This window comes from Pusillimonas caeni (assembly GCF_003545815.1).
GTDB classification, from domain to species: Bacteria; Pseudomonadota; Gammaproteobacteria; order Burkholderiales; family Burkholderiaceae_B; genus Pusillimonas; species Pusillimonas caeni.
This window is the reverse complement of record NZ_PDUW01000001.1, coordinates 300,393-321,079: the sequence shown is the minus strand read 5'-3', so window position 1 is coordinate 321,079 and position 20,687 is coordinate 300,393. Positions and strand designations below refer to the sequence as shown.

Sequence of the window (20,687 nt, the reverse complement as noted above, 5' to 3'; positions counted from 1 at the left end):
CGTACTCTGATCAGAGGGTTTTCTGCAAGGCGTAAAAAGCCGGCAAGGAAAAAATTTTTCAATGAATTTGACGCAGGCGTCAGTTTTTGGTCTATTATGTACATAAACATCATAGCCATGGAGACTATCGTGAACAGTCATGACAGCATCACCGAGCTTCGGCTCCACGGCGTGGATCACACCGCGCGACCCACATGGAAGCTGAAAGAAACCGTCGAGTTCTATCGTGACACGCTCGGGCTACCGCTTATCCATACGATTTCCGCGCGCGGCTGGGGGCCCGAAACGCATCCCGATTTCCTGCATTTCTTCTTCGACAGCGGCAAGGGCAGCACCATTGCCTTTTTCTATTACCTGGGCAGTCAGGAACCGGGCAACATGAAAGACAGGCCCGGCCAGCCGCCGGTGCCTTCAGACCATTTGTTCGACGCCACGCATACATCGTGGCTGGTCGATACAAAAGAAGAGCTTCTGGCCTGGAAAGAGAAGCTGGAGGGCAAGGGGGTCGAAGTCTCGTCCACGACCGCGCATGAAGTCATCGAGTCGATCTATTTCCGCGACCCGAACGGCTACTTCATTGAAATCACCCGCAAGCTGCGGCCGGTGGACCAGGTCGATGCGGCGGATGCCGCCCTCACGCTCGAGGCCGCGATCCGGCTCGAGGCCGAAGCGGCCGCGCAAGGCGTCGATGCGAAATCCATCGATGCGGTATGGAACAAGAAGGCGCATCTGCTCGGCGACGAGCTCGGCGAAACCGAAGCCTCGGATCCCGCGCCGGTCCGCATCTACGTGCTCGACGTGCCCGAATTCGCCTCCCTGGTCGAAGACGCGCGCGGGCGGGCCGACTGCCGGGTCAGCCAGGCGGGGCGGAACTATCTGCTCATCGAGGCGCAGGAAGCCGTGGAGTTCAGGCGCAAGGAGCTGAACCTGAAGCCGGCGATCTGGTATGGGCTGTTCACCGGCGGCTTGCGCGGCCGCATCGAGTGTTTCGACCGGGACAAGGTGCGGATCGTACCTGAGTGATCGCCACGGCCGGCACAGGCAGAACGCAACCACAACGGACCCTACCATGACTGAACCACGCAAAAGCAAACGGCCGTCCCTGGGAATCGACTGGTATCCCCAGTCTCCGCCCGCCGATACGGAAACGAACGCGTTCACGCTCAGAACGGAAGACGGCGCGGCCGTACTGGGCACGCTCTACGTCCGGGGCAAGCCCCGCAACGTGGCCTGCCTGATGCATCCTCGCGAATACTTCGGCGCGCATTATCTCGTGCCGGCACTGCTCGAATCCGGGATGGCGGTGTGGACCCAAGGCGCGCGCTCCATCGGCAACGACCTGCGGCTGGAACACGAGCAGGCCGTCATCGACGCGGCAGCGGGCATCGACTTCCTGCGCCGGCGGGGCTTCGAGAAAATCGTCCTGATCGGCAACTCCGGCGGCTCGGGCGTCTACAGCTATTACATCCAGCAGTCCTCGCTGGCGCCCGAACAGCGCCTGGCGAAATCCGTGGTCGGCAAGCCCACCGGATTCGACAAAGTCAGCATGCCGCCGGTGGACGGCATGATCTATCTAGCGCCCCATCCGGGACAGGGTCGACTGCTCATGGGCTGCATCGACCCGTCGGTCACCGACGAACACGACGCCCTGTCGGTCGACCCGGAGCTCGATCCGTTCAATCCCGACAACGGCTATGTCGCCGAGCCCGGGAAATCGCGCTATGCGCCCGACTTCATCGAGCGCTACCGCAAAGCGCAACGCGCCCGCGTCGAGCGCCTGGATGAAGTCGCCCGCCGCCTGATCGAGCGCCGGCAATCGGCGCGCCGACAGGTCAAAGAGGGCGGAGCGGAACGCGCCTTGCGCCTGCAGGCCGCGCACACGCCGATCATGACCGTCTGGCGTACCGATGCCGATCTCAGATGCCTGGACCTGACGCTCGACCCGTCGGACCGTGCGCCGGGGTCCATCTGGGGCGGCGATCCGCTGGTGTCGAACTACGGCGCCGTCGGATTCGGCCGCCTGTGCTCGCCCGAATCGTGGCTGTCCACGTGGTCGGGCGTCTCGTCGCATGCGGCGCTCGAAAAAACCGCCCCTTCGGTGACCATGCCCACGCTGCTGGTCGAGTACACCGGAGACCAGACTACTTTCCCGCTTCAGGTCCAGGAAATCTTTTCATGGATCGGGGCGGGCGATAAGCAGCACGTGCGCGTGCGCGGAGACCACCATGGCCGTCCCTTCGCGGGCGAAGAAGAGTCGGGCCGGCTCATGGCGGGCAGGAACATGGTCGAGTGGCTGGCCAGCCGCGGATTCGTGTAGGGCGGCGCCCCCGACCGATAAAAAACAAGGAGACAGAGCGATGACCGGACCGATGAACCGCATTGACGGAGTTCAATACACAGAGCCCGAGCGTGCCAAACAGTATCTGGCCGAGGGGGCGTGGATGGATGTGACGGTCGGCGACATGCTGCGGCGGACCGCGGGCCGCCTGCCCGACAAGCCCGCCCTGGTCACCGATGCCGGCAGCGTCACCTTCGGCGAACTCAATGAATTGACCGATCGCTTGGCGGCGGCCCTGCTCGACCTGGGCTTGCGGCCCGCGGATCGCGCCATCTTCCAGATGGGAAACAACATCGAGACCGCGTTGGCGGTGGTGGCCTGCTTCAAGGCGGGCATCGTGCCGGTATGTGCGATTCCCCAATACCGCGAAGTCGAGATCGGCCAGCTGGCCCGGCTGAGCCAGGCGCGCGGATACTTCGTCCAGTCCGACACGCCGGGCAGTTTCGACATGGTGGGCTTTGCCCAATCGATGGCCGCCGCTCATCCGCAGATCGAGCACCTGGTCTTTTCGGGCTCGCGCGCTCCCGAGTCCTGCGTGACCATCGCCTCGCTCATCGAAACCCATGATGCCGCCTCGGCCCGCGAGCGCCTGGCGCAAGTCCGCATCTCGCCGGAGGACGTGCTCAGTTTCCAGCTGTCCGGCGGCACCACCGGCGTGCCCAAGATCATTCCCCGTTTTCATGGCGAGTATCTTTCCCATGCCGCGTTTTGCGCGCGCCATTATGAAATGGACGAGAACAGCGTCTTCCTGTGGGCGCTGCCGCTCATGCACAACGCCGGCCAGCTGTATGCGCTGATGCCTACTTTCGTGCTGGGCCGCAGCACCGTCCTCATGCCCGGGGTCGATATCGCACGCATGCTGACGCTGGTCGAGACGCACCGGGTCACGCATACCGCGTCCATCGGGCCGATCGCGCCGCAGATCATGGCCTATCCTGACCTGCACAAGCACGATCTGTCCAGCCTGAAGCTGTTCTTCACCATGACTCGCGCAGACACCCTCGAAGCCAAAATCGGCGTGCCATGCAGCAACCTGTTCGGAATCACCGAAGGCCTGCTGTTGGGCTCGGGGCCTTCCGCCTCCGAAGAGATACGCCATGGCACCAACGGCACCTCGGGGTGTCCGTTCGACGAGATCCGGGTGCTGGCGCCGGAATCCGAGACGCCGGCCGCCGAGGGGCAAATGGGAGAGCTGTGCTTTCGGGGGCCCTCTTCTTTGCGCGGCTACTTCAAGGCGCCTGAGGCCAACCAGACCGCGCTTACATCGGACGGATTCTGCCGGACCGGAGACATCGTTACCGCGCACTTCATCGACGGCAAGACCTACTACCGCTTTGAAGGCCGCCTGCGGGACAACATCAATCGCGGCGGAGAGAAAATCGGCTGCGAAGAGGTAGAGCTGTTCGTCAGCAAGCATCCCGCCATTCTCGACGCGAAGCTGATCGCCATGCCCGACCCGGTCTACGGCGAGAAAGGCTGCGTTTTCGTGATCCCGCAGCCCGGCGAGCGGGCGCCGGCCGTGGGCGAGCTGGCCGACTTCCTCGTCTCGCAGGGCCTGGCCAAGTTCAAGTGCCCCGAAAGAGTCGAAGTAGTCGAAGAGTTTCCCGTCACCCGTGTCGGCAAAGTAGATAAACCGGCAATGAAGAAGCAGATTGCCGAAAAACTGGCCGGCGAAGGCGCCGAGCATCCTCAGCGCTCGTCGTGATCGCCGGCCTCCCATAAAACAAGGAGACAAACATGAAATTACTGAACAAGACGAAATTGAGCATCGCCATGGGCGCCATGGCGCTGGTGGCGGCCACCGCGGCCCACGCGCAATTGAAAATCGGCCACATCGGTGCGATGACCGGCACTTTGGCGGCTTTGGGGCAGGACCAATACGACGGATTCATGTTGCGGCTCGATGAGGGCGACGGCACGCTCGGAGGGCAGAAAGTCGAGGTGGTTCGCGTGGACGCCCAAACCAAGCCGGACGTCGGCCTTCAGGTGGCCAGAGAGCTGGTCGAGCGGGAAAACGTCGACATCGTCGTCGGCATGACCGCGTCGAATGTCATCAATGCGGTTTTCCCCTATGTGGTCAAGAACGAAGTGCCGCTCATCGGCACCAACGGCGGGCCGTCCCCGTTCGCGGGAGAGCAGTGCTCGCCGTGGTTCATATCGACCGCCTTCCAGAACGACGGCGCCCATGAGGCCGCCGGCCAGGAAGCGCATAACAAGGGGTACAAGAACGTCGTCACCGTCACGCCGAACTACCAGGCGGGCAAGGACGCCGTGGCCGGCTTCAAGCGTTTCTACAAAGGCGAGTTGGCGGACGAAATCTATCCCGGACTGGGCCAGACCGATTTTTCCGCCGAGATCACGCAGCTGTCGGCGGCGGGGCCGGACGCCGTCTATGTATTCCTGCCAGGGGCGATGGGCATCAACTTCATCAAGCAGTATTCCCAGGCCGGCATGATGGACAAGTACCCGCTGCTGTCGTCGTTCACCGTCGATGACATCACGATTCCGGCCATTCGCGATGCGGCGGTGGGCTCGATGGTCAGCGCGCACTGGATATCGGGCGCGACCAGTCCGGAGTCTCAGAAATTCGTGCAGGCATTCCAGGCGAAGTACAAGCGCACGCCCTCCAACTATGCAATGCAGGGCTACGACGCCGCCGCGGCCATCGACCAGGCCTTGAAGTCGTCGCCAGATGCCGCGAAAGACAAGAAAGAGCTGATGAAAGCCTTGCATGCGTTGAAGCTGGCTTCGCCCCGCGGCGAGCTCACCTTCGAGCGCAACGGTTTCCCGATCCAGGACTACAGCATCTGGAAGGTCGTCAGCAAGGGAGACGGCAAGGTGGGCTTCGAGCACCAGGACGTCGTGCTGAAGGCGCATCGGGATGCTTATGTGGCGCAGTGCCCTTTGAAAGGATAGTCATGAAGATAGCAGTCGTAGGCGGCGGGCCCGCGGGAATGTATTTTTCGCTCTTGATGAAGAAGCACGAGCCGCGCCATGAAGTCACGGTGTACGAGCAGAACCCCGCCGGCGCCACGTATGGCTGGGGTGTGGTGTTCTCGGACGTCGCGCTGAGCTTCCTGAAACAGGCCGACGAGGCCTTCTTCAAGAAGTTCACCGCGAGCCACGAACGATGCGACTACATGGAAATCGTCCACGACGGGGTCCACGTCCAGTTGCGCAACAATCATTTTTCGCGTGTGGCGCGCATCGAGCTGTTGAGGGTGCTGCGCGAGGAATGTATCGAAGCCGGCGTCGAGTTCATCTTCGACGCGCGGATCGACGACGTTGCGCAACTGGGCGAGCCCGACCTGATCGTGGCCGCCGACGGGGGCAAGAGTGCAGTGCGCACCCAGTTCGCCCAGCACTTCAAGCCCAGCTTCGAGCAGCGCCGAAATATGTTCGCCTGGTACGGCACCCGCCAGCTGTTTCATCCGGTGTCGCTGATATTCCGCCAGACCGAACATGGCGTGTTCATTGCCCACTCGTACCAGTACAGCAAGGATCTCAGCACCTTCCTGGTGGAGGTCGATCCGGACACCTGGCGGCGCGCCGGCCTGGACACCCTATCCGACGAAGAGAGCCGGCGCTACTGCGAACAGGTGTTCCAGCCCGAGCTGGGCGCCAATGGCCTGATGTCGAATCGCTCCATCTGGTTCTCGGCCAACATCGTCAGCAACGAAAAATGGAGCCACCGCAATATCGTGCTGCTGGGCGATGCGCTGCGCACCGTGCATTTTTCGCTCGGTTCGGGTACGCGCATGGCCATGCAGGATGCCATCGCGCTGTACGAGGCCTTCCTGGCCTGCGGCGACGACCTGCCGGCGGCCTTTGCGGCCTTCGAACATGCCCGGCGCACTTCATCGGCCGACTTCCAGGCCGCGGCGGCCCGCAGCCTGGACTGGTACGAGAATGTGCAGGAAAAAATGGCCATGGACCCGGTCTCTTTCGCCTACGACTACATGCGGCGCACCGGCAGGGTCAGCCACGAGGACCTGCGGCAGCGCGACCCGGAGTTCGTGGCCCGCTACGAAGCGCTGGGCGGCATGGCGGCGGGGACGGCTGCGCATTGATCACGCGGGCACGGGCCTGTCGATGCCAAAAGAGCAGTGCAACTGCCCTTTAGCGCCGACGGGCCTCAAGTGGTGTCAAGCCGCCGCCACAGCGTTTCGGGGAAACCACAGCAGGCAGATCAGCACCGAGGCCAGCGCGCAGGCGGCCATGATCGCCGTCAGGCCCAGGCCGCCGAAGCGGGCCAGCGCGCCCGATACGCCGGCTATCAGCGCGCCGAAGCCGAACTGCATCGACCCCATCAAGGCCGAGGCGGTGCCCGCATACTGGCCCTGTTGCTGCAGGGCCAACTGGCTGCCCGTGGGCATGATGAAGCCCAGCGAGGTCACGGCCAGGAACAGGCCGAGGCCCCACACGACGACGCTTTTGCCTCCCAGCAGCAGGTAGGCCAGCAACAGCACGAGCACAATGAAGTAGCCTATGGCCAGCGCGCGGAAGGTGGCCAGCGCGCCGATTTGCCGATGCAGGCGGGGATTGAGCAGCGCCGCCGCCATCAGGCCGATCGCATTGGCGCCGAATATCAAGCTGAACTGTGTGGAAGTAAGGCTGTGCTCGGAAATGAAGACGCTGGCCGAGCCGGCGAGATACGCAAAGAAACCCGCCTGGGCGGTGCACAGGGCCAGGGTGAACGGAATGAAGCGTCTGTCGATGAAGATGCGGCCGTAGTTGTGAAGCGTCCGGCCCAGCTCGAAGCGTTGCCGGTCGGCGGCCTTGCGGGTTTCGGGCAGCAGGGCGGCGATCAGCAGCGCAAGCACGATTCCCCACAGGGCCATGAACCAGAAAATGGTGCGCCACGACCCCAGCCTATGCAGAAAATCGCCCACCAAGGGCGCAAGCACCGGCGTGATGCCCAGCACCGCCAGCACCAGGGACATCATCTTTCCCACGGCGGGGCCTGAAAAGTGGTCCTTGATCACGGCGAAAGCGATCACCATGCCGATCGACCCGCCCAGGCCTTGCAGGAACCTCAGCCACTGAAGCTGGCCGATGGTGCCGGCCCAGGCACAGGCCAGGGAGCCCAGTGTGAATATGCCCAGGCCCAGATAAGCCAGGGGCTTGCGGCCATATTTGTCCGACAGAGGGCCATAGGCGAGCTGGCCCAGCATCAGTCCCGCGAAGAAGGCCATCAGCGTCAGCTGGACCGCGCCTTCGTCGGCGCTCAGCGAAGCGGCCATGGAGGGAATGCTGGGCAGATACATGTCGATCGCCATCGGGCCGGTGGCGGAAAGCATGCCCAGAACGAAAACCATGGAGCCTTTGCGGTCGGCGTTCATGAATCAAGTCCTTGCTGAAGCAAAGCGACCTATTCTACGAGAAAGGCGTCATGGCGGCCGCCGAAGCTGACACTCGGCTGAACCCGATGGGCTTCATTCTTTGCACGGCGGGCGCCGCCGTTGCGCCGTGCCCGCCGGCGCGGCTGCCTGGCCGCTTGTCGAGCCAACGAAGCTCTAACCGACGATCAAAGCCAAGGCAGGCGTCGAGAAGGCTGCCGCCGCCAGCAGGGGCGGAATCAGCCGGGGCGAATAAGTATGCAGCAGCATGACGGCCAGCGCGGCAATGGTCAGTTCGCCCACCCAGACGGCCAGCCCGATCGAAGGGCCGTATCGGGCGATGGGCGGCAGCGTGGCCAGAATCAGCAGCAGCCATCCCGCGGCTTTCAGCACGGCGGGCCCCACCCGCGCCGGCCGATCGCCGAAGACCTGCTCATGGTGCCGCTCCATCGCCAGGGCCAGCAGCGTCAGGCCGCAGAACTCCAGGGCAAGGCTGGTCCAGATCATGGCGACACTCCTTCCATGCCTTCGGATGCGGCCGCAGGCCTTTTGCTCGTCTTGGCTCTGTCCGATCTCAAGAACCAGACGCCGGCGGCCGACAGGGCGGCAAAGGCCAGAAGCGTGATGTCCATGCCGGCGGCCACCCAGCTCCCGCGCGTCAGCGCCGCCAGCAGGCCGCCTCCGCCATGAAGCAGGTCGTACGCGGGAAGCAGGGCCAGCAGCAGGGAGAGGATGCCGAGCTGTTCTTTCCAGGCTTTACGATGCGGTCTCAGCCAGGCATGGACGAGGCAGGCGGCCCAGGCCAGGAAGAATGCCTTGATCTCCCAATCGGCGCGGGCCTGCATCGACACGGGCAGCAGGCGGTTGGCCCAGAAGTAGGCGCCTATGGCCACGGGCAGCCCCGCAATGCCGGCCACGTTCAGGCCTTCCACCACGCGATGGCCGAGATGGCTGCCCTGCTTGCGGCGCTGGGGCAGGCGCTTGACCACCCACAGGACCATGCCCGAGGCGACCATGGCCGAGCCCAGCACGCCGCCGATGAAGAACAGCCATCGCAGCCAGGTGTCGGCGAAGCGCAGCAGATGCAGGCTGGAGAAAACGTTGTAGATGGCCGAGAAGGCATCGGGCTTGGCCGCGTCGGGCGATTCCAGCGGCGCGCCGCTGGCGCCGTTGAACAGCAGCCGTTCGCTGCGGCCCCGGTCGAGCAGGCTGCCGGCGCCGCGCTCGCGCAGCTCGATCACGGCGTGGCTGGTGCCCGGATCGGTGACGGTGATCTGTTCGACCCCGCTGGGCCACATGGCCTGGGCCTGCCGGACAAGGGGAGTGACGGCGATCAGATCGGCCGGAACCTTGTCGGTCGAGGGGGCCGGGGCGCTGGCGGCGGCCCGATTGCCCCGTTCCGAGAAGAAGGCCTGCCTGTCGCCGCCGTACGCGCCATCGACTCCCCATGGCATCAGCATGAACATCAGCAGCAACAGGCCGCTGTAGGTGATCATGAAATGAAAGGGCAGGGCCAGCACGGCCAAAGCGTTGTGGACGTCCATCCACGAGCGCTGTCCCTTGCGCGGCCGGAAGGTGAAGAAGTCGACGAATATCTTCTTGTGCGTGATGACGCCGCTGATGATCGCCACCAGCATCATCATGGTGGCGATGCCGACGATCCAGCGCGCCGCCAGGCGCGGCATGCCGTACAGCTCGAAATGAAAGCGGTATAGAAAGTCGCCGCCGCGCGATTCGCGCACCTGCAGGGGCTGGGCCGTGGTGCCGTCCAGCACGACGCTCTGCCCGCCGAACTTGCTGCGGCGCTCGCCCTGTTCGAACCAGCGCACCTGGGTGGTGGGGTTGCGCGGGCCCGGCAGGGTGATGGACCACAGGGACGCGTCCGGCGCCATGGCCTGCATGGCGTCGACGGCGCGCTGCGGCGCATCGGCATGAGCCACCGAGGCATGTTGCGTGGGCTGCATCCAGAAACTGATCTCGTCGCGGAAAAAGCTCAGCGCGCCGGTGACGAAGATTGCGTACAGCAGCCAGCCCAGCAGCAGGCCCGACCATGTGTGCAGCCAGGAATTGGCCTGGCGGAATCCGAGTCCGTTCATGTCGTCGCCCACCTCATGGCCAGGTGCCCGGCCGGCAGGGCGGCCAGCAGGGCCGAGACGAACCAGGCCCGGCGCGCCGTTCCCGCGCTGTAGGCCCAGATGATCAGCGCGCAATACAGGGCGAACGAAAACAGGGTGGCGGCCATGACCGCCTGGGCGCGCGGCAAGGGCAGCGCCAGGCTGAGGCTGGCCGTGGCCATGGCCGCAATGGCGTAACCGCCCGCCACGGCGAGCACGGTGCGCGACGCCACGTTCCAGCGGTGCCCGGCGGGCGACAGCTTGCGTACCGAGCCGGAAGATTTCTTTTTACTCATGATTAAATGCGAACGCCTATCAATTTCATTTTCGCGCATATAATGCCCTTTTTTGCTGATGGCTGTCTGACGTGACGCGCCGACACCGCTTGAACGCATGAAACTTCTGATAGTCGATGACCATGGCCCACTGAGGGGCCTGCTGGGCGAGCACATGGAGCGTTGCGGTTTCGTCGTGGACCAGGCAAGCACCGGCCGGCAGGCCCTGGACGCCATGGAGGTGACCCGCTACGACGCGGTGGTCCTGGACATGGGCCTGCCCGACATGGACGGCATCGAGGTGCTGTCCGCCCGCAACGCCAGCCGCAACGGACCGGTGCCCTGCATCGTGCTGACGGCTCGCGACGCGCTGGAAAGCAGGATCGCCGGCTTGAATGCCGGCGCCGACGACTATGTGCTCAAACCGGTGGACGTGGCCGAGCTCGAGGCGCGCATTCGCGCCGTGCTGCGGCGCTCGGCCCACGGCTTCATTGCGCTGGTCCAGGGCAATCTGTCGTACGAGCCCGAATCGCGCCACGCCACCATCGCGGGCCGGGTGCTGCACCTGCCGCGCCGCGAAGCCATGCTGCTCGAAGAATTGCTGCGCTCGGCCCCCCGCCTGGTGATCAAGGATGTACTGGAAGAGCGCCTGTACGCGCACAGCGAGGGCGTCACGCTCAACGCCATCGAGGCGTTGATCTCCCGCTTGCGGCGCAAGCTCGAGGCGGCGGGCGCCAGCGTGCGCATAGATACCGTGCGGGGCCTGGGATATCGCCTTGTCGCCGGCGCGGGGCAGCATGTGCGCCCATAGCCTCCGTTGCCGGGTGCTGGTGTCGCTGCTGGCCGCCTTCCTGCTGGGCTTCGGCGTGCTGGCCTACCACCTGTTCGACACGCGCGACCAGCTGCGCCGGGGCATGGCCTACATCCATGCGCAGGAAATGGCCGCGGGCCTGACCATGCAAAGCGATTTCAGCCGGTTGCCCCTGCGGCATGCGGGCGGAGAGCTTTCCTACACGCTGTACGATCCGGACGGCAAGGTGCTGTGGCTTTCGGACAATCTCGACCGTCCGCGCCGCCTCAGGGGCGGCACCTTCGCGGAAGAAGCAAGCAGCTTTCGCTGGGCCATGAACAGCGGCCGCGTCATCAGCGTGCCGGTCCATCTCGCCGATGGCTCCACACTCATGGTCGCCAAGGAAGACCGTCTCGAAAGCCGGATGATCGAAGACTTCCTGCATACCCGGGTGCTGCAGGGGCTGATCGTGCTGCTGCCTTTCTGCCTGCTGGGCCTGGCATCGGTGCTGGGCCTGCTGCATTGGACCTTGCGTCCCGTCAGGCAGGCCGCCCGTCTGGCCGCGGACATCGGGCCGCATGAGCCCGGCCGCCGCATTCCGCTGGACAAGCTGCCGCATGAAATCGTTCCGCTGGCCAAGGCGGCCAACGACGGGCTGGAGCGCCTGTCCCAGGCCTATGAATACGAACAGCACATCGTCGCCGATGCCGCCCACGAGCTGCGCACCCCGTTGACGGTGCTGAGCCTGCGGCTGCAGAAATGCCGCCGCGACGGGCAGGCCGATTGGCCGGCCATCGAGGGCGACGTCTCGCAAGCCTGCAAGCTCGTGAATCAGCTGTTGCTGCTGGCCCGCGCGGATCGGGGCGATGCGCGCGCCGTGCCGGACGCCCACCGCGCCCATTTGCCGCGCGTGGCGCGTGAAGCGGTGGCGGGGCTGCTGCCCTTGTTCGAGGATCGCGGCCGGGCCGTGGAGGCCCTCATCGACACGGAAGACGTCTGGGTCAAAGGCGATCCGGACACCTTGCGCGAGGCCGTCCGCAATGTGCTGGAGAACGCGCTGTTCCATGGCCGAGGGGTGGTCCGGGTGCATCTGACACACGCCGGGAACGGCGTTGCCGCGCTGGACGTTTCCGATGAGGGCGAAGGCATTCCGCTCGAGTTCCAGGACGAGATGTTCCGCCGTTTTCGCAAAGGCAGGCAGGGCAGCGCGGGCTCCGGCCTGGGCCTGGCCATCGTGCGCCGCGTCATGCGCAACGCGGGCGGCGATGTGCGTTTCGTCAGTGCGCATCCCTGCGTGGTCCGCCTGAGCTTCGCGCGCGACTGATTCATATTTCTTCCCGCCTCGCGGCGGATGCCGCGCGGGATGAACCCATCACCGCTTCCCAATTGCTCGTCAGACTTCGGTCAGAGTCCCTCCTTAAAATCGCCTGGTTTCAACAAATAATAAGACTGATTCGCATTTGTATTGTTTTATTTTGTCAGGTTCAACACGTTCAGAAATAGAGGGGAATCATGCTTGTCCATCGATCGATCCGCGCCGCAGCCGGGCTGCCCAGGCGCCATCGTCTTGTATGCGCCACTACGGCCGCACTGGCCGCTCTGGCGCTGCCCGGCCCAGCCGCGGGTGAAGAAGTTACCGTCCTGCCCAATGTCGTGGTGACCGCCGCGGGCTTCGAGCAGATGATCGCCGATGCGCCGGCCACGATCACCGTCATTCCCAAGGAAGAGCTCGAAGGCAAGGCCTACCGCAACATCACCGACGCCCTGCAGGACGTGCCGGGCGTGTCCATCGAAGGCGGGGCGGGCGGCAAGCTCGAGAGCACGCAGGTCAACATACGAGGCATGGGCGAGTCGTATGTGCTGTTCCTGGTGGACGGCAAGCCGCTGGGTTCTTCGTCCGAGGCCTACTACAACGGTTTTGGCGGCGGCGCCCAGGTCAATTGGCTGCCCCCCATGTCGGCCATCGAACGCATCGAGGTGATTCGGGGACCGATGTCGTCGCTGTACGGCTCCAGCGCCCTGGGCGGCGTGATCAACGTCATCACCAAGAAGGTCTCGGACTCCTGGACGGGCAGCGTCACCCTGGACGCGACGCTGCAGGAGCATTCCGATGCAGGCAATGCCTACCAGGGCCGGTACTACTTGAGCGGCCCTCTCATCGAGAAACGGCTGGGGCTGACGCTGTACGGATCGCAGTATCGGCGCCAGGAGGACGAGATCGAGGCAGGCTATGCCAAACAACGCATCACGTCCAACAATGCCAGGCTGGACTGGATCCTGACGGACAAGCACAGCCTGCAGTTCGACGGCGGCATCACCACCACCGACAACCTGCGCACCGAGAAGTCCGGCGGCCCCATGGACATGGACAACAAGCGGGTGTACTACGGCCTGACGCACGACTGGAAATGGGGCGACAACGCCAGCACCAAGACCTATGTGCTGAGCGAAGACGTCAACATCACCAACAGCACCAACGAGTCCGAATACAAGTCCACCATCTTCAACACCAAGTCGGTAATTCCGTTCGCCTCGCACATTCTTTCGCTGGGCGCGGAGTACAAGAAAGAAGAAACCCTGCACGATGCAAGCCGCTTCCCCGGTTCCAAGACGCTGAACCTGTCGCGCTGGCAGGCCGCCTTGTTCGCCGAGGACGAATACTACCTGACCGACAATTTCGCCCTGACCGGCGGCATCCGGTTCGACAAGAACGAACACTACGGCAATCACTTCACACCCCGGATCTACGGCGTGTATCACGTGAACGACGACCTGGTGCTGAAGGGCGGCGTCAGCGGCGGCTTCAAGACGCCTACGCTCAAGCAGGCCGACGACAACATCGTCGAGCAGGCCGGCCGCGGGCGCTCGTGGGACATGGGCAACAACGATCTTCAGCCCGAGAAAAGCACCAACTACGAGCTGGGCTTCGCGTGGTCCACGCCCGACGACATGGACTTCGGCCTCATGGCCTATCACACCCGCTTCAAGGACAAGATTGACAAGCACTACGTGTGCAACACGCCGGCCGGCGACCCGCCGAGCTGCACGTATAACGGAGAGACCCGCTACAGCATCCAGCAGTACATCAACCTGGATTCAGCCGTCCTGCAGGGCATCGAGGCCAGCTTCGGCATACCCCTGGGCGACGTCCGCCTGACCGCCAACTACACTTATTCGGACAGCGAGATCAAGAGCGGCGACGACGTCGGCAAGCCTTTGAACAATACGCCGCGCCACATGTTCAATCTGGGCCTGAACTGGACGGCTTCGAGCCAGCTGGGCGTGTGGGGCAAGTTGAAGTTCAAGAGCGACACCATCGACGGCGGCGACGATCGCCTGCCCTCGTACACCCTAGTCGACCTGGGCGCCACCTACCGCTTCAACCGCCACGTCAGCGGTTTCGTCGGCATCTACAACGTATTCGACAAGCAGATCGAAAGCGAACTGTACGGCAAGCACCTGGACGGCCGCCGCTATTATGCGGGCCTGACCATGGACTTCTGACGCGCGGGGATGTGGTTCAAGCGCTGTGCGGCAAGCACCGGGCGGCGGTGGCTAGAACCCGCACAGCGACACGAAGTTGGCCCACTGCACCCGCATGGCGGGTGTCAGGTGGCCCATGAAGGCCACGGCCAGCACCAGGGCCAACAGCATCAACCCCGCCGCGCGTCCCGGAGTGACGCGGCGGGGCTTTTTTTTGCCGTGTTTTTCTGTGTGCGTAGGGTTTGTCGAGGATGGCATGGCATCGGCTTCAGGCCGCCGCCGGCGCGGCGAGCGGCTTTTCCTTGATGGGCAGGCACAGCACGGCGGCGATCACCGCCAATCCAATGCTGACCAGCCATACCATTGTATAGCTGCCTGTCGTCTGATAAGCATAGCCGCCCCACCAGACGCCGATGAAGCTGCCGATCTGGTGGCCCAGGAACGCGATGCCCGAAAGCGTGGCGGCAAAGCGCAGGCCGTAGATCTGCCCGATGAGGCCCTGGGTGAGGGGCACGGTGCCCAGCCAGAAAAGCCCCATCCAGGCCGCGAATATATAGACGACCCATGGAGTAAGCGGCAGCGCCAGCAGCAGAATGATGCCGAAGGCGCGCAGGAAATACACCCAGGCAAGCAGGGTCTTCTTGCTGAAATTCCCGCCCAGCTTGCCGGCATAGTAGCAACCGAAGATGTTGAACAGGCCGATCAGGGCGATGGCCGTGGCTCCGTGGGTGGCGTTCAGGCCGCCGTCCGTCAGGTAGGCGGGCAGGTGCAGCGTGATGAAGGCCGTATGGAAGCCGCAGACGAAATAGCTCCAGAACAGCAGATGAAAGGACCTGTCCGCCAGGGCCTGCCTGATGGCCGCGCCGAGCGACAGCGTGCCCGCGTGGGCGTTGGGACGGCCTTTCAGGAAGGCGGCCAGCGGTATGCCGATGGCGATGAACAAGGACAGCACCCACAAGGCGCCGGTCCAGTCGATGCCGGTGATCAGCGCCTGGCCCGTGGGCACGATGACGAACTGGCCCAGCGAGCCTCCCGCGCTGGCGATGCCCATTGCCGTGCTGCGATAGGCCGCGGGTACCGCGCGCGCGATGACGGGCAGGATGACCGGGAAGGTGGTGCCGGCCTGGCCCAGTCCCACGATCAGTCCGGCCGTCAGGTAGAGCTGCATCTCGGTATGCGAGAAATACATCCCGGCCATGCCGACGGCATAAAGCAGGGACGAAATCGCGATGGTGCGGCCCGAACCGACGCGATCGGCCAGAATGCCCATGAAGATGGCGCCCACGCCCCACACCAGATTCTGTATGGCGAAGGCCAGCGAGAATACATCGCGGCCCCAGCCCAGCTCCATGCCCATCGGCTGCATGAACAGCCCGAACGTGGCGCGCACCCCCAGGGAAAGCAGCACGACGAGCGAACCAATATAAAGCGTGCGCTTGTAGGGGGTTTCAAGAGAATCAGGCATGTCGGCGAGTCAGAGGAAGGAGGAAAGAAGGGCGCGGTCCGGCCCGGACGCTCAGTGCAATGAAGGATTATACGGACTCGCCATCGGGACGGCGCGCCGGTTTTTCAGCTGACATTTGACTTAACGCAAACGCGACTGCCCGCTCGTATCCTTTCCTTTCATCGCCCAGTTCTGGGACGGCCGCGCCGCCGACCTGGCCGAGCAGGCGAAAGGGCCGGTGCAGGCCAGCGTCGAGATGAACGCCACGCCCGATCACGTCGAAGAAACGCTCAAAAGCATTCCCGAGTACGTCGATTTCTTCGCCAAGGCGTTTCCCGGCGAAAAAGATCCGGTCTCCTTCGACAACATGGCCAAGGCCATCGAAGCCTTCGAAAGCACGCTGGTCACGCCGAACTCCCGCTTCGACCAGTACCTGGCCGGCAAAGACTCCATGGACGACCTCAGCACCGCCAAGACGCCGCGTCCGTCGAGCGCCGCGCTTCATTGACGGCTGCAGCCGACAAGCCGAAGCGGCGGGCTCGCTGAGCGAGCGCCGCTTGTCAAAATAGGGGATTCCAGTTAATAATTGAGATCAATTCTTATTATTATTTGATCTCAAGCTTTATCACTATCTGGAATCCCCCATGCCGGACCGGGCATCGAGCATCGAAGCGCTTTATGGCGACCATCATGGCTGGCTGAAGGGCTGGCTGCGCAGGCGCGTGGGCAACGCTTCCGATGCGGCCGACCTGGCGCACGACACCTTTGTGCGCGTGCTTGGACGCCAGCCGGTGGCGCTGCGCGAACCGCGCGCCTATCTGGCAACCATTGCCAACGGCCTGGTGGTCAGCCATTGGCGTCGCCAAGCCCTGGAGCAGGCCTGGCTCGATGCCCTGGCCTGCCAGCCCGAACCCATGGCCCCGTCTCCGGAAGAGCGTTCGCTGATCCTGGAGACCCTTGAAGAAATCGCCCGCCTGATCGAGGGTTTGCCCGCCAGGGTGCGGGAGGTCTTTCTGCTTTCTCAGATCGACGGGCTGACCTACCCACAAATCTCGGAAGAGATGGGCATCACCGTGAACGTCGTGCAAAAAGCGATGGCACGCGCCATGGCCCATTGCTACAAGGCGGTTTACCGGGACGCCTTTTGAGGGAGGAGAGCAGGATGCCGGTTCCATCGTACGCGGGTGAAGACGTCGGCCCGGCCAACTCGAGCCCGGGCCGTTCCGCTGGCGAGCGTCCTATTTCCGATCACATCGTCGAACAGGCCGTCGACTGGTATGTGCGCCTTGCATCCGGCACGGAAACCGCGGCTCAATGCGATCGCTTCAAGCGCTGGCATGGCGCCCATCCCGACCATGCCCGTGCCTGGGATCGCCTGCAGTCCATCGGCGGCCAGCTCAAGAACAGCGCATCGTGTGTAACACCGGCCGTCACCCACGCAACCATGGCGCGGCTGGAGGTAGCGTCAGGCCGCCGCAGAGCACTGAAGGTGCTGATGTGGGCGGGGGCGGCGAGTACCGGCTTGTATCTCGCGCACGACCATCTGCCGGTCCCCAGGCTGGCGGTGGCGCTGGCCCAGGTGCGCACGGGAGCCGGAGAGCGCAGGCGCCTGGTGCTCGACGACGGCACCGAGCTGCAACTGAACACGACCAGTGCGATCGATGTGGATTTCAGCGCTCGCCGGCGCCGCATCGTATTGCTGGACGGCGAGATCATGGTGTCGACCGGCAGCGATTCCGCGGGCCGGCCCTTCGTCGTCGACACCCCGGAGGGGCTGCTTGAACCGGTGGGTACGCGCTTCATCGCACGCCACGACGACGGCGCCCGGGGGCGGCCCGCGTCCACCCGGCTCGCGGTGACCGAAGGCGCAGTCCGTATCCGGCCCGCGGCTTTCCCGGCGGACGAGCCCGCCCTGGTTGCCGCGGGACAGCAGGTTCATTTCACGCGCGACCATGTCGGGCCGCCCGCTTCGCTGGACGAGCATGGCCAGGCCTGGGTCGACGGCACCTTCGTGGCCGAGCGCATGCGCTTGGCGGATTTCCTGGCCGAGCTGGGCCGTTATCGCCGCGGCCATCTGGGCTGGGCTCCCGAGGTGGCCGATCTGCGCATCACGGGCGCCTGGCCTTTGGAGGGCGCGGAGGCCACCGACCGCATTCTGGATTCCCTCGAGCGGCGGTTGCCGGTGCGCATAAGCCGCTACACCCGCCTGTGGGCGAAAGTAGTGGCGCGATAGACTCATTTGGTTACAAAATAGCCGGCAGCTTTTCCGGTTTCAGGCGGCTTCTCCTATAGAAGCAGGCCGGGCCCATTCCTGGCGGTCCCCGTCCTCTTCACCGCATAACTAGAAGTCGACGAGGAACCCACATGGCCGTGAGCCGCCCGCTTTCATTTCTTTCATTACTGTTTTCACAATTGGACGGATGCCGTCGCCGCGGGGCGATGGTGCGCTCGTCGGCAGGGCGAGCGCCGCTTCTGCCTCTTGCCTGCGCCCTGGCCCTTGGACTGGCGGCATGGGCGGACGCGGGGCCGGCGCATGCCCAGAACGCCGCCGTGGCGGAGGCGCGACATCATTTCGATATTCCGGCCGGCTCGCTGGACCAGGCTTTGAGCCGGTTCGGGCGCCAGAGCGGAGCGGCGATCTCCGTCAATGCAGAGCTTACCCGCGGCTTGGACAGCCCCAGCTTGAGCGGCAGCTATACCGAGGCCGAGGCGTTGCGGCGGCTTTTGGCCGGAAGCGGCCTGCAGGCCATCCGCGATTCGAGCGGTGAATATACGCTACGCCGGGCGCCGGTCCCATCCGCCCAAAGCGCGGCGGGCGACGTGGCGACCTTGCCCGCCGTGACGGTCGCCGCGCCGATGCAGGACGGCAGCGCCCGGCAAGGCTATGTCGCGCAGACGCTTTCGCCGGTGGGGCCCTGGGAGGGGCGGACGCTTCAGGACACGCCTTATTCGATCAGTTCCGTGCCCGCCGAGCTGATCGAAAACGTCCAGGCCGTCACGCCCGACCAGATCTACAAGATGATGCCGACCACCCAGATGACCTGGCCTTCGGCGCAAAACGATACGCCTTACATCTACATGCGCGGTTTCCTGAATGGAACGCCCGCGCGCAACGGGTTGACCGGCGCCATGTATGGCCATGGCACCAGCACCGAGGATATCGAGCGCATCGAGATCCTGACCGGCCTGTCGGGCTTCCTGTATGGACCGGGCAATGTGGGCGGCCTGGTCAACTACGTATCCAAGCGTCCCACGCCCGAGCGCTACAACTCCGTCACCCTGGGCTACACCGGCGGCAGCAACGGCTACGCGCACGGCGACTTCGGCGGGCCCATCGACGCCGAGGGACGGTTCGGCTACCGGATCAACGCCGTGGCCCAGGATGGCCGGACCCAGATCGACGACTATCCGCTCAGAAAGAAATTCGTCAGCGCGGCCTTCGACTGGCACGTGACGGACCGCCTTCTGGTTCAGGTCGACGGTTCGTACCGCGACTATCACGCCCGGCGCCAGGCGTACTGGTCGCTGGCTCCCGGCGCGGTGCGCCCCTCCGCCGACGACCTGGACTCCAACGAGCTCTGGTCGCAGAAATGGACCTTCTACGACGTGGAAAGCAAGCGCCTGGGCGCCAACATACGCTGGGAGGCGACCGATGCCATCACGCTGCGCGCCGCTTATCTGAAACGCCGGGACATCCGCACCTATGCCTTCTCGGCCAACACCGTCCAGCCCGACGGCAGCTACAACCAGCTCAGCCACATCACAACGCCGCAGGACATACAGGGCGATGCATGGCACGCCTTCGCCGACTTCAGTTTCGACACGGGCCCCGTTGCGCACAAGGTCACCGCCGGCTACCTAGCCAACCGCAACACCCGCTACGACAGGGCGGACGGCGCGACCAGCTATCCGACAGTCATCGGCGCGTCCCTGAACGGGCCGACCCACGTGCCGGAACCCGACTGGCCGTCCTACGGCACGCAAGGTTTCTGGAACAGTTCCGTCAATCGTCAATCGAGCTGGATGATCGGAGACGACATCACCTTCAATGAGCAATGGTCCATGCTGTTGGGCCTGAACCATTCCACCATCAAGACGCGGCGCCGCCAGAGCCCGACTGCCGATTGGGAAACCTCATACAAAGAAAGCGCCGTCACGCCCACCGTGTCGCTGATCTACAAGCCGCTACCCAGCGTGACCACTTATGCCACCTACATGGAGGCCCTGGAGCAGGGCGGTCTGGCGGCCGACGTTTACAACGGTCAGCCGGTGCGGAACGCAGGCGAAATCATGGCGCCGCTGATCAGCAAGCAGGTCGAGGTGGGCGTCAAGGCCACGGTCGGCGACATGCTTCTGACCGCGGCGCTGTTCGAGATCGACAAGGGACTGCAATACTACGATCTGCAGAACCCGGCCAGTCCGGTCTATGTCCAGGACGGCAGGCAGGTGCATCGAGGGCTCGAGTTGACGGCCACCGGCAAGCTGACGCGCAACGTCACCTTGTTGGGCGGCGTCACCTTGCTCGATGCCGCTGTCAAGGAGCAAAAGCAGGATCCCGCGCTGGAGGGCAAGCGGCCCACGGGCACAGCCACTCGCATGTTCAAGCTGTATGCCGAATACCGCCTGCCCGGCGCTCCGGGGCTGACGCTCAATGGCGGCGTGAGCTATACCGGGCCGTCGTGGGGCGACACCATGAACACCGACAAGCTGCCCGGCTACACACTGGTGGATGTGGGCGCGCGCTACGAGACCGAGGCCGGCGGCTATCCCCTGACATTGAGGCTCAACATCAATAACCTCACCAACAAGCGCTACTGGATCAACAATCAGTACCTGGGCGATGCCCGCACGGTGATGTTGTCCGCCAGCATGCGTTTCTGATGCGTATTTCGTGAATCGGGCCG

The 20,687-nt window shown here is 64.2% G+C and carries 18 protein-coding genes; 12 read left to right on the top strand and 6 right to left on the bottom strand.

All coding sequences use genetic code 11. The features are described from left to right. Positions 1 to 129 precede the first annotated feature (129 nt). Genes CSC67_RS01485 through CSC67_RS01465 form a run of 5 tightly spaced genes read left to right on the top strand, consistent with a single transcriptional unit; the run spans position 130 to position 6,408 of the window. Entirely contained in the window at positions 130 to 1,023 is an 894-nt protein-coding gene (locus CSC67_RS01485) for a VOC family protein (protein WP_245220088.1), read from the top strand. A 46-nt stretch (positions 1,024 to 1,069) separates the two neighbouring features. Continuing rightward, positions 1,070 to 2,317: an alpha/beta fold hydrolase gene (locus CSC67_RS01480; RefSeq protein WP_245220087.1), complete on the top strand. Its 1,248-nt coding sequence runs from the start codon at positions 1,070 to 1,072 to the stop codon at positions 2,315 to 2,317. A 40-nt stretch (positions 2,318 to 2,357) separates the two neighbouring features. Beyond that, complete coding sequence (locus tag CSC67_RS01475; protein WP_167752709.1) at positions 2,358 to 4,043, top strand: AMP-binding protein; 1,686 nt, start codon at positions 2,358 to 2,360, stop codon at positions 4,041 to 4,043. Positions 4,044 to 4,075: 32 nt separating this feature from the next. Beyond that, positions 4,076 to 5,254 carry an ABC transporter substrate-binding protein gene (locus CSC67_RS01470; protein WP_118992739.1) on the top strand — a complete coding sequence of 393 codons (1,179 nt, stop codon included), beginning with the start codon at positions 4,076 to 4,078 and terminating at the stop codon, positions 5,252 to 5,254. Positions 5,255 to 5,256: 2 nt separating this feature from the next. Continuing rightward, positions 5,257 to 6,408, top strand: coding sequence for an FAD-dependent monooxygenase (locus CSC67_RS01465; RefSeq protein WP_118992738.1), 1,152 nt, complete (start codon positions 5,257 to 5,259; stop codon positions 6,406 to 6,408). A gap of 75 nt (positions 6,409 to 6,483) precedes the next feature. Here CSC67_RS01465 and CSC67_RS01460 read toward each other — a convergent pair whose 3' ends face one another. The 4 genes from CSC67_RS01460 to CSC67_RS01445 form a co-directional block, all read right to left on the bottom strand. After that, entirely contained in the window at positions 6,484 to 7,680 is a 1,197-nt protein-coding gene (locus tag CSC67_RS01460; protein ID WP_245220086.1) for a multidrug effflux MFS transporter, read from the bottom strand. A gap of 174 nt (positions 7,681 to 7,854) precedes the next feature. Further along, complete coding sequence (locus tag CSC67_RS01455) at positions 7,855 to 8,184, bottom strand: DUF3325 domain-containing protein (RefSeq protein WP_118992737.1); 330 nt, start codon at positions 8,182 to 8,184, stop codon at positions 7,855 to 7,857. Further along, positions 8,181 to 9,773: a PepSY-associated TM helix domain-containing protein gene (locus CSC67_RS01450; protein WP_118993159.1), complete on the bottom strand. Its 1,593-nt coding sequence runs from the start codon at positions 9,771 to 9,773 to the stop codon at positions 8,181 to 8,183. Before CSC67_RS01450 ends, CSC67_RS01455 begins: the two co-directional genes overlap by 4 nt. Next, complete coding sequence (locus CSC67_RS01445) at positions 9,770 to 10,087, bottom strand: iron transporter (RefSeq protein WP_209304247.1); 318 nt, start codon at positions 10,085 to 10,087, stop codon at positions 9,770 to 9,772. The genes CSC67_RS01450 and CSC67_RS01445 overlap by 4 nt, the downstream gene beginning before the upstream one ends. Before the next feature lie 97 nt (positions 10,088 to 10,184). Here CSC67_RS01445 and CSC67_RS01440 point away from each other — a divergent pair, with 97 nt between their 5' ends. From CSC67_RS01440 to CSC67_RS01430, 3 genes are all read left to right on the top strand, one after another. Next, positions 10,185 to 10,877 (top strand): response regulator transcription factor, encoded by a 693-nt coding sequence (locus CSC67_RS01440; RefSeq protein ID WP_118992736.1) that lies wholly within the window; start codon positions 10,185 to 10,187, stop codon positions 10,875 to 10,877. Further along, positions 10,864 to 12,180: a sensor histidine kinase gene (locus CSC67_RS01435; RefSeq protein ID WP_245220085.1), complete on the top strand. Its 1,317-nt coding sequence runs from the start codon at positions 10,864 to 10,866 to the stop codon at positions 12,178 to 12,180. Before CSC67_RS01440 ends, CSC67_RS01435 begins: the two co-directional genes overlap by 14 nt. Before the next feature lie 188 nt (positions 12,181 to 12,368). Further along, positions 12,369 to 14,360 carry a TonB-dependent receptor domain-containing protein gene (locus CSC67_RS01430; protein WP_118992735.1) on the top strand — a complete coding sequence of 664 codons (1,992 nt, stop codon included), beginning with the start codon at positions 12,369 to 12,371 and terminating at the stop codon, positions 14,358 to 14,360. A gap of 51 nt (positions 14,361 to 14,411) precedes the next feature. Here CSC67_RS01430 and CSC67_RS21165 read toward each other — a convergent pair whose 3' ends face one another. Beyond that, positions 14,412 to 14,597 carry a hypothetical protein gene (locus CSC67_RS21165; RefSeq protein WP_135227416.1) on the bottom strand — a complete coding sequence of 62 codons (186 nt, stop codon included), beginning with the start codon at positions 14,595 to 14,597 and terminating at the stop codon, positions 14,412 to 14,414. A gap of 10 nt (positions 14,598 to 14,607) precedes the next feature. Further along, positions 14,608 to 15,804 (bottom strand): MFS transporter, encoded by a 1,197-nt coding sequence (locus tag CSC67_RS01425; RefSeq protein ID WP_118992734.1) that lies wholly within the window; start codon positions 15,802 to 15,804, stop codon positions 14,608 to 14,610. A gap of 160 nt (positions 15,805 to 15,964) precedes the next feature. On the opposite strand from CSC67_RS01425, the gene CSC67_RS01420 reads away from it, so the two are divergent. The 4 genes from CSC67_RS01420 to CSC67_RS01405 all read left to right on the top strand — a co-directional run bounded on the left by CSC67_RS01420 (position 15,965) and on the right by CSC67_RS01405 (position 20,664). Beyond that, positions 15,965 to 16,291 (top strand): cytochrome-c peroxidase, encoded by a 327-nt coding sequence (locus tag CSC67_RS01420; RefSeq protein ID WP_118992733.1) that lies wholly within the window; start codon positions 15,965 to 15,967, stop codon positions 16,289 to 16,291. Between the two features lie 136 nt (positions 16,292 to 16,427). Further along, positions 16,428 to 16,931: a sigma-70 family RNA polymerase sigma factor gene (locus CSC67_RS01415; protein WP_118992732.1), complete on the top strand. Its 504-nt coding sequence runs from the start codon at positions 16,428 to 16,430 to the stop codon at positions 16,929 to 16,931. A 14-nt stretch (positions 16,932 to 16,945) separates the two neighbouring features. Beyond that, positions 16,946 to 18,016, top strand: coding sequence for a FecR domain-containing protein (locus CSC67_RS01410; protein WP_118992731.1), 1,071 nt, complete (start codon positions 16,946 to 16,948; stop codon positions 18,014 to 18,016). Between the two features lie 206 nt (positions 18,017 to 18,222). After that, positions 18,223 to 20,664: a TonB-dependent siderophore receptor gene (locus tag CSC67_RS01405; RefSeq protein WP_167752708.1), complete on the top strand. Its 2,442-nt coding sequence runs from the start codon at positions 18,223 to 18,225 to the stop codon at positions 20,662 to 20,664. Positions 20,665 to 20,687 lie beyond the last annotated feature (23 nt).

Excerpts from the sequence above, each read along its gene's own strand:
- CSC67_RS01480 (WP_245220087.1), top strand. The coding sequence starts at position 1,070 with ATGACTGAACCACGCAAAAGCAAACGGCCGTCCCTGGGAATCGACTGG.
- CSC67_RS01475 (WP_167752709.1), top strand. The coding sequence starts at position 2,358 with ATGACCGGACCGATGAACCGCATTGACGGAGTTCAATACACAGAGCCC.
- CSC67_RS01470 (WP_118992739.1), top strand. The coding sequence starts at position 4,076 with ATGAAATTACTGAACAAGACGAAATTGAGCATCGCCATGGGCGCCATG.
- CSC67_RS01465 (WP_118992738.1), top strand. The coding sequence starts at position 5,257 with ATGAAGATAGCAGTCGTAGGCGGCGGGCCCGCGGGAATGTATTTTTCG.
- CSC67_RS01460 (WP_245220086.1), bottom strand. The coding sequence starts at position 7,680 with ATGAACGCCGACCGCAAAGGCTCCATGGTTTTCGTTCTGGGCATGCTT.
- CSC67_RS01455 (WP_118992737.1), bottom strand. The coding sequence starts at position 8,184 with ATGATCTGGACCAGCCTTGCCCTGGAGTTCTGCGGCCTGACGCTGCTG.
- CSC67_RS01450 (WP_118993159.1), bottom strand. The coding sequence starts at position 9,773 with ATGAACGGACTCGGATTCCGCCAGGCCAATTCCTGGCTGCACACATGG.
- CSC67_RS01445 (WP_209304247.1), bottom strand. The coding sequence starts at position 10,087 with ATGAGTAAAAAGAAATCTTCCGGCTCGGTACGCAAGCTGTCGCCCGCC.
- CSC67_RS01440 (WP_118992736.1), top strand. The coding sequence starts at position 10,185 with ATGAAACTTCTGATAGTCGATGACCATGGCCCACTGAGGGGCCTGCTG.
- CSC67_RS01435 (WP_245220085.1), top strand. The coding sequence starts at position 10,864 with ATGTGCGCCCATAGCCTCCGTTGCCGGGTGCTGGTGTCGCTGCTGGCC.
- CSC67_RS01430 (WP_118992735.1), top strand. The coding sequence starts at position 12,369 with ATGCTTGTCCATCGATCGATCCGCGCCGCAGCCGGGCTGCCCAGGCGC.
- CSC67_RS21165 (WP_135227416.1), bottom strand. The coding sequence starts at position 14,597 with ATGCCATCCTCGACAAACCCTACGCACACAGAAAAACACGGCAAAAAA.
- CSC67_RS01425 (WP_118992734.1), bottom strand. The coding sequence starts at position 15,804 with ATGCCTGATTCTCTTGAAACCCCCTACAAGCGCACGCTTTATATTGGT.
- CSC67_RS01415 (WP_118992732.1), top strand. The coding sequence starts at position 16,428 with ATGCCGGACCGGGCATCGAGCATCGAAGCGCTTTATGGCGACCATCAT.
- CSC67_RS01410 (WP_118992731.1), top strand. The coding sequence starts at position 16,946 with ATGCCGGTTCCATCGTACGCGGGTGAAGACGTCGGCCCGGCCAACTCG.
- CSC67_RS01405 (WP_167752708.1), top strand. The coding sequence starts at position 18,223 with ATGGTGCGCTCGTCGGCAGGGCGAGCGCCGCTTCTGCCTCTTGCCTGC.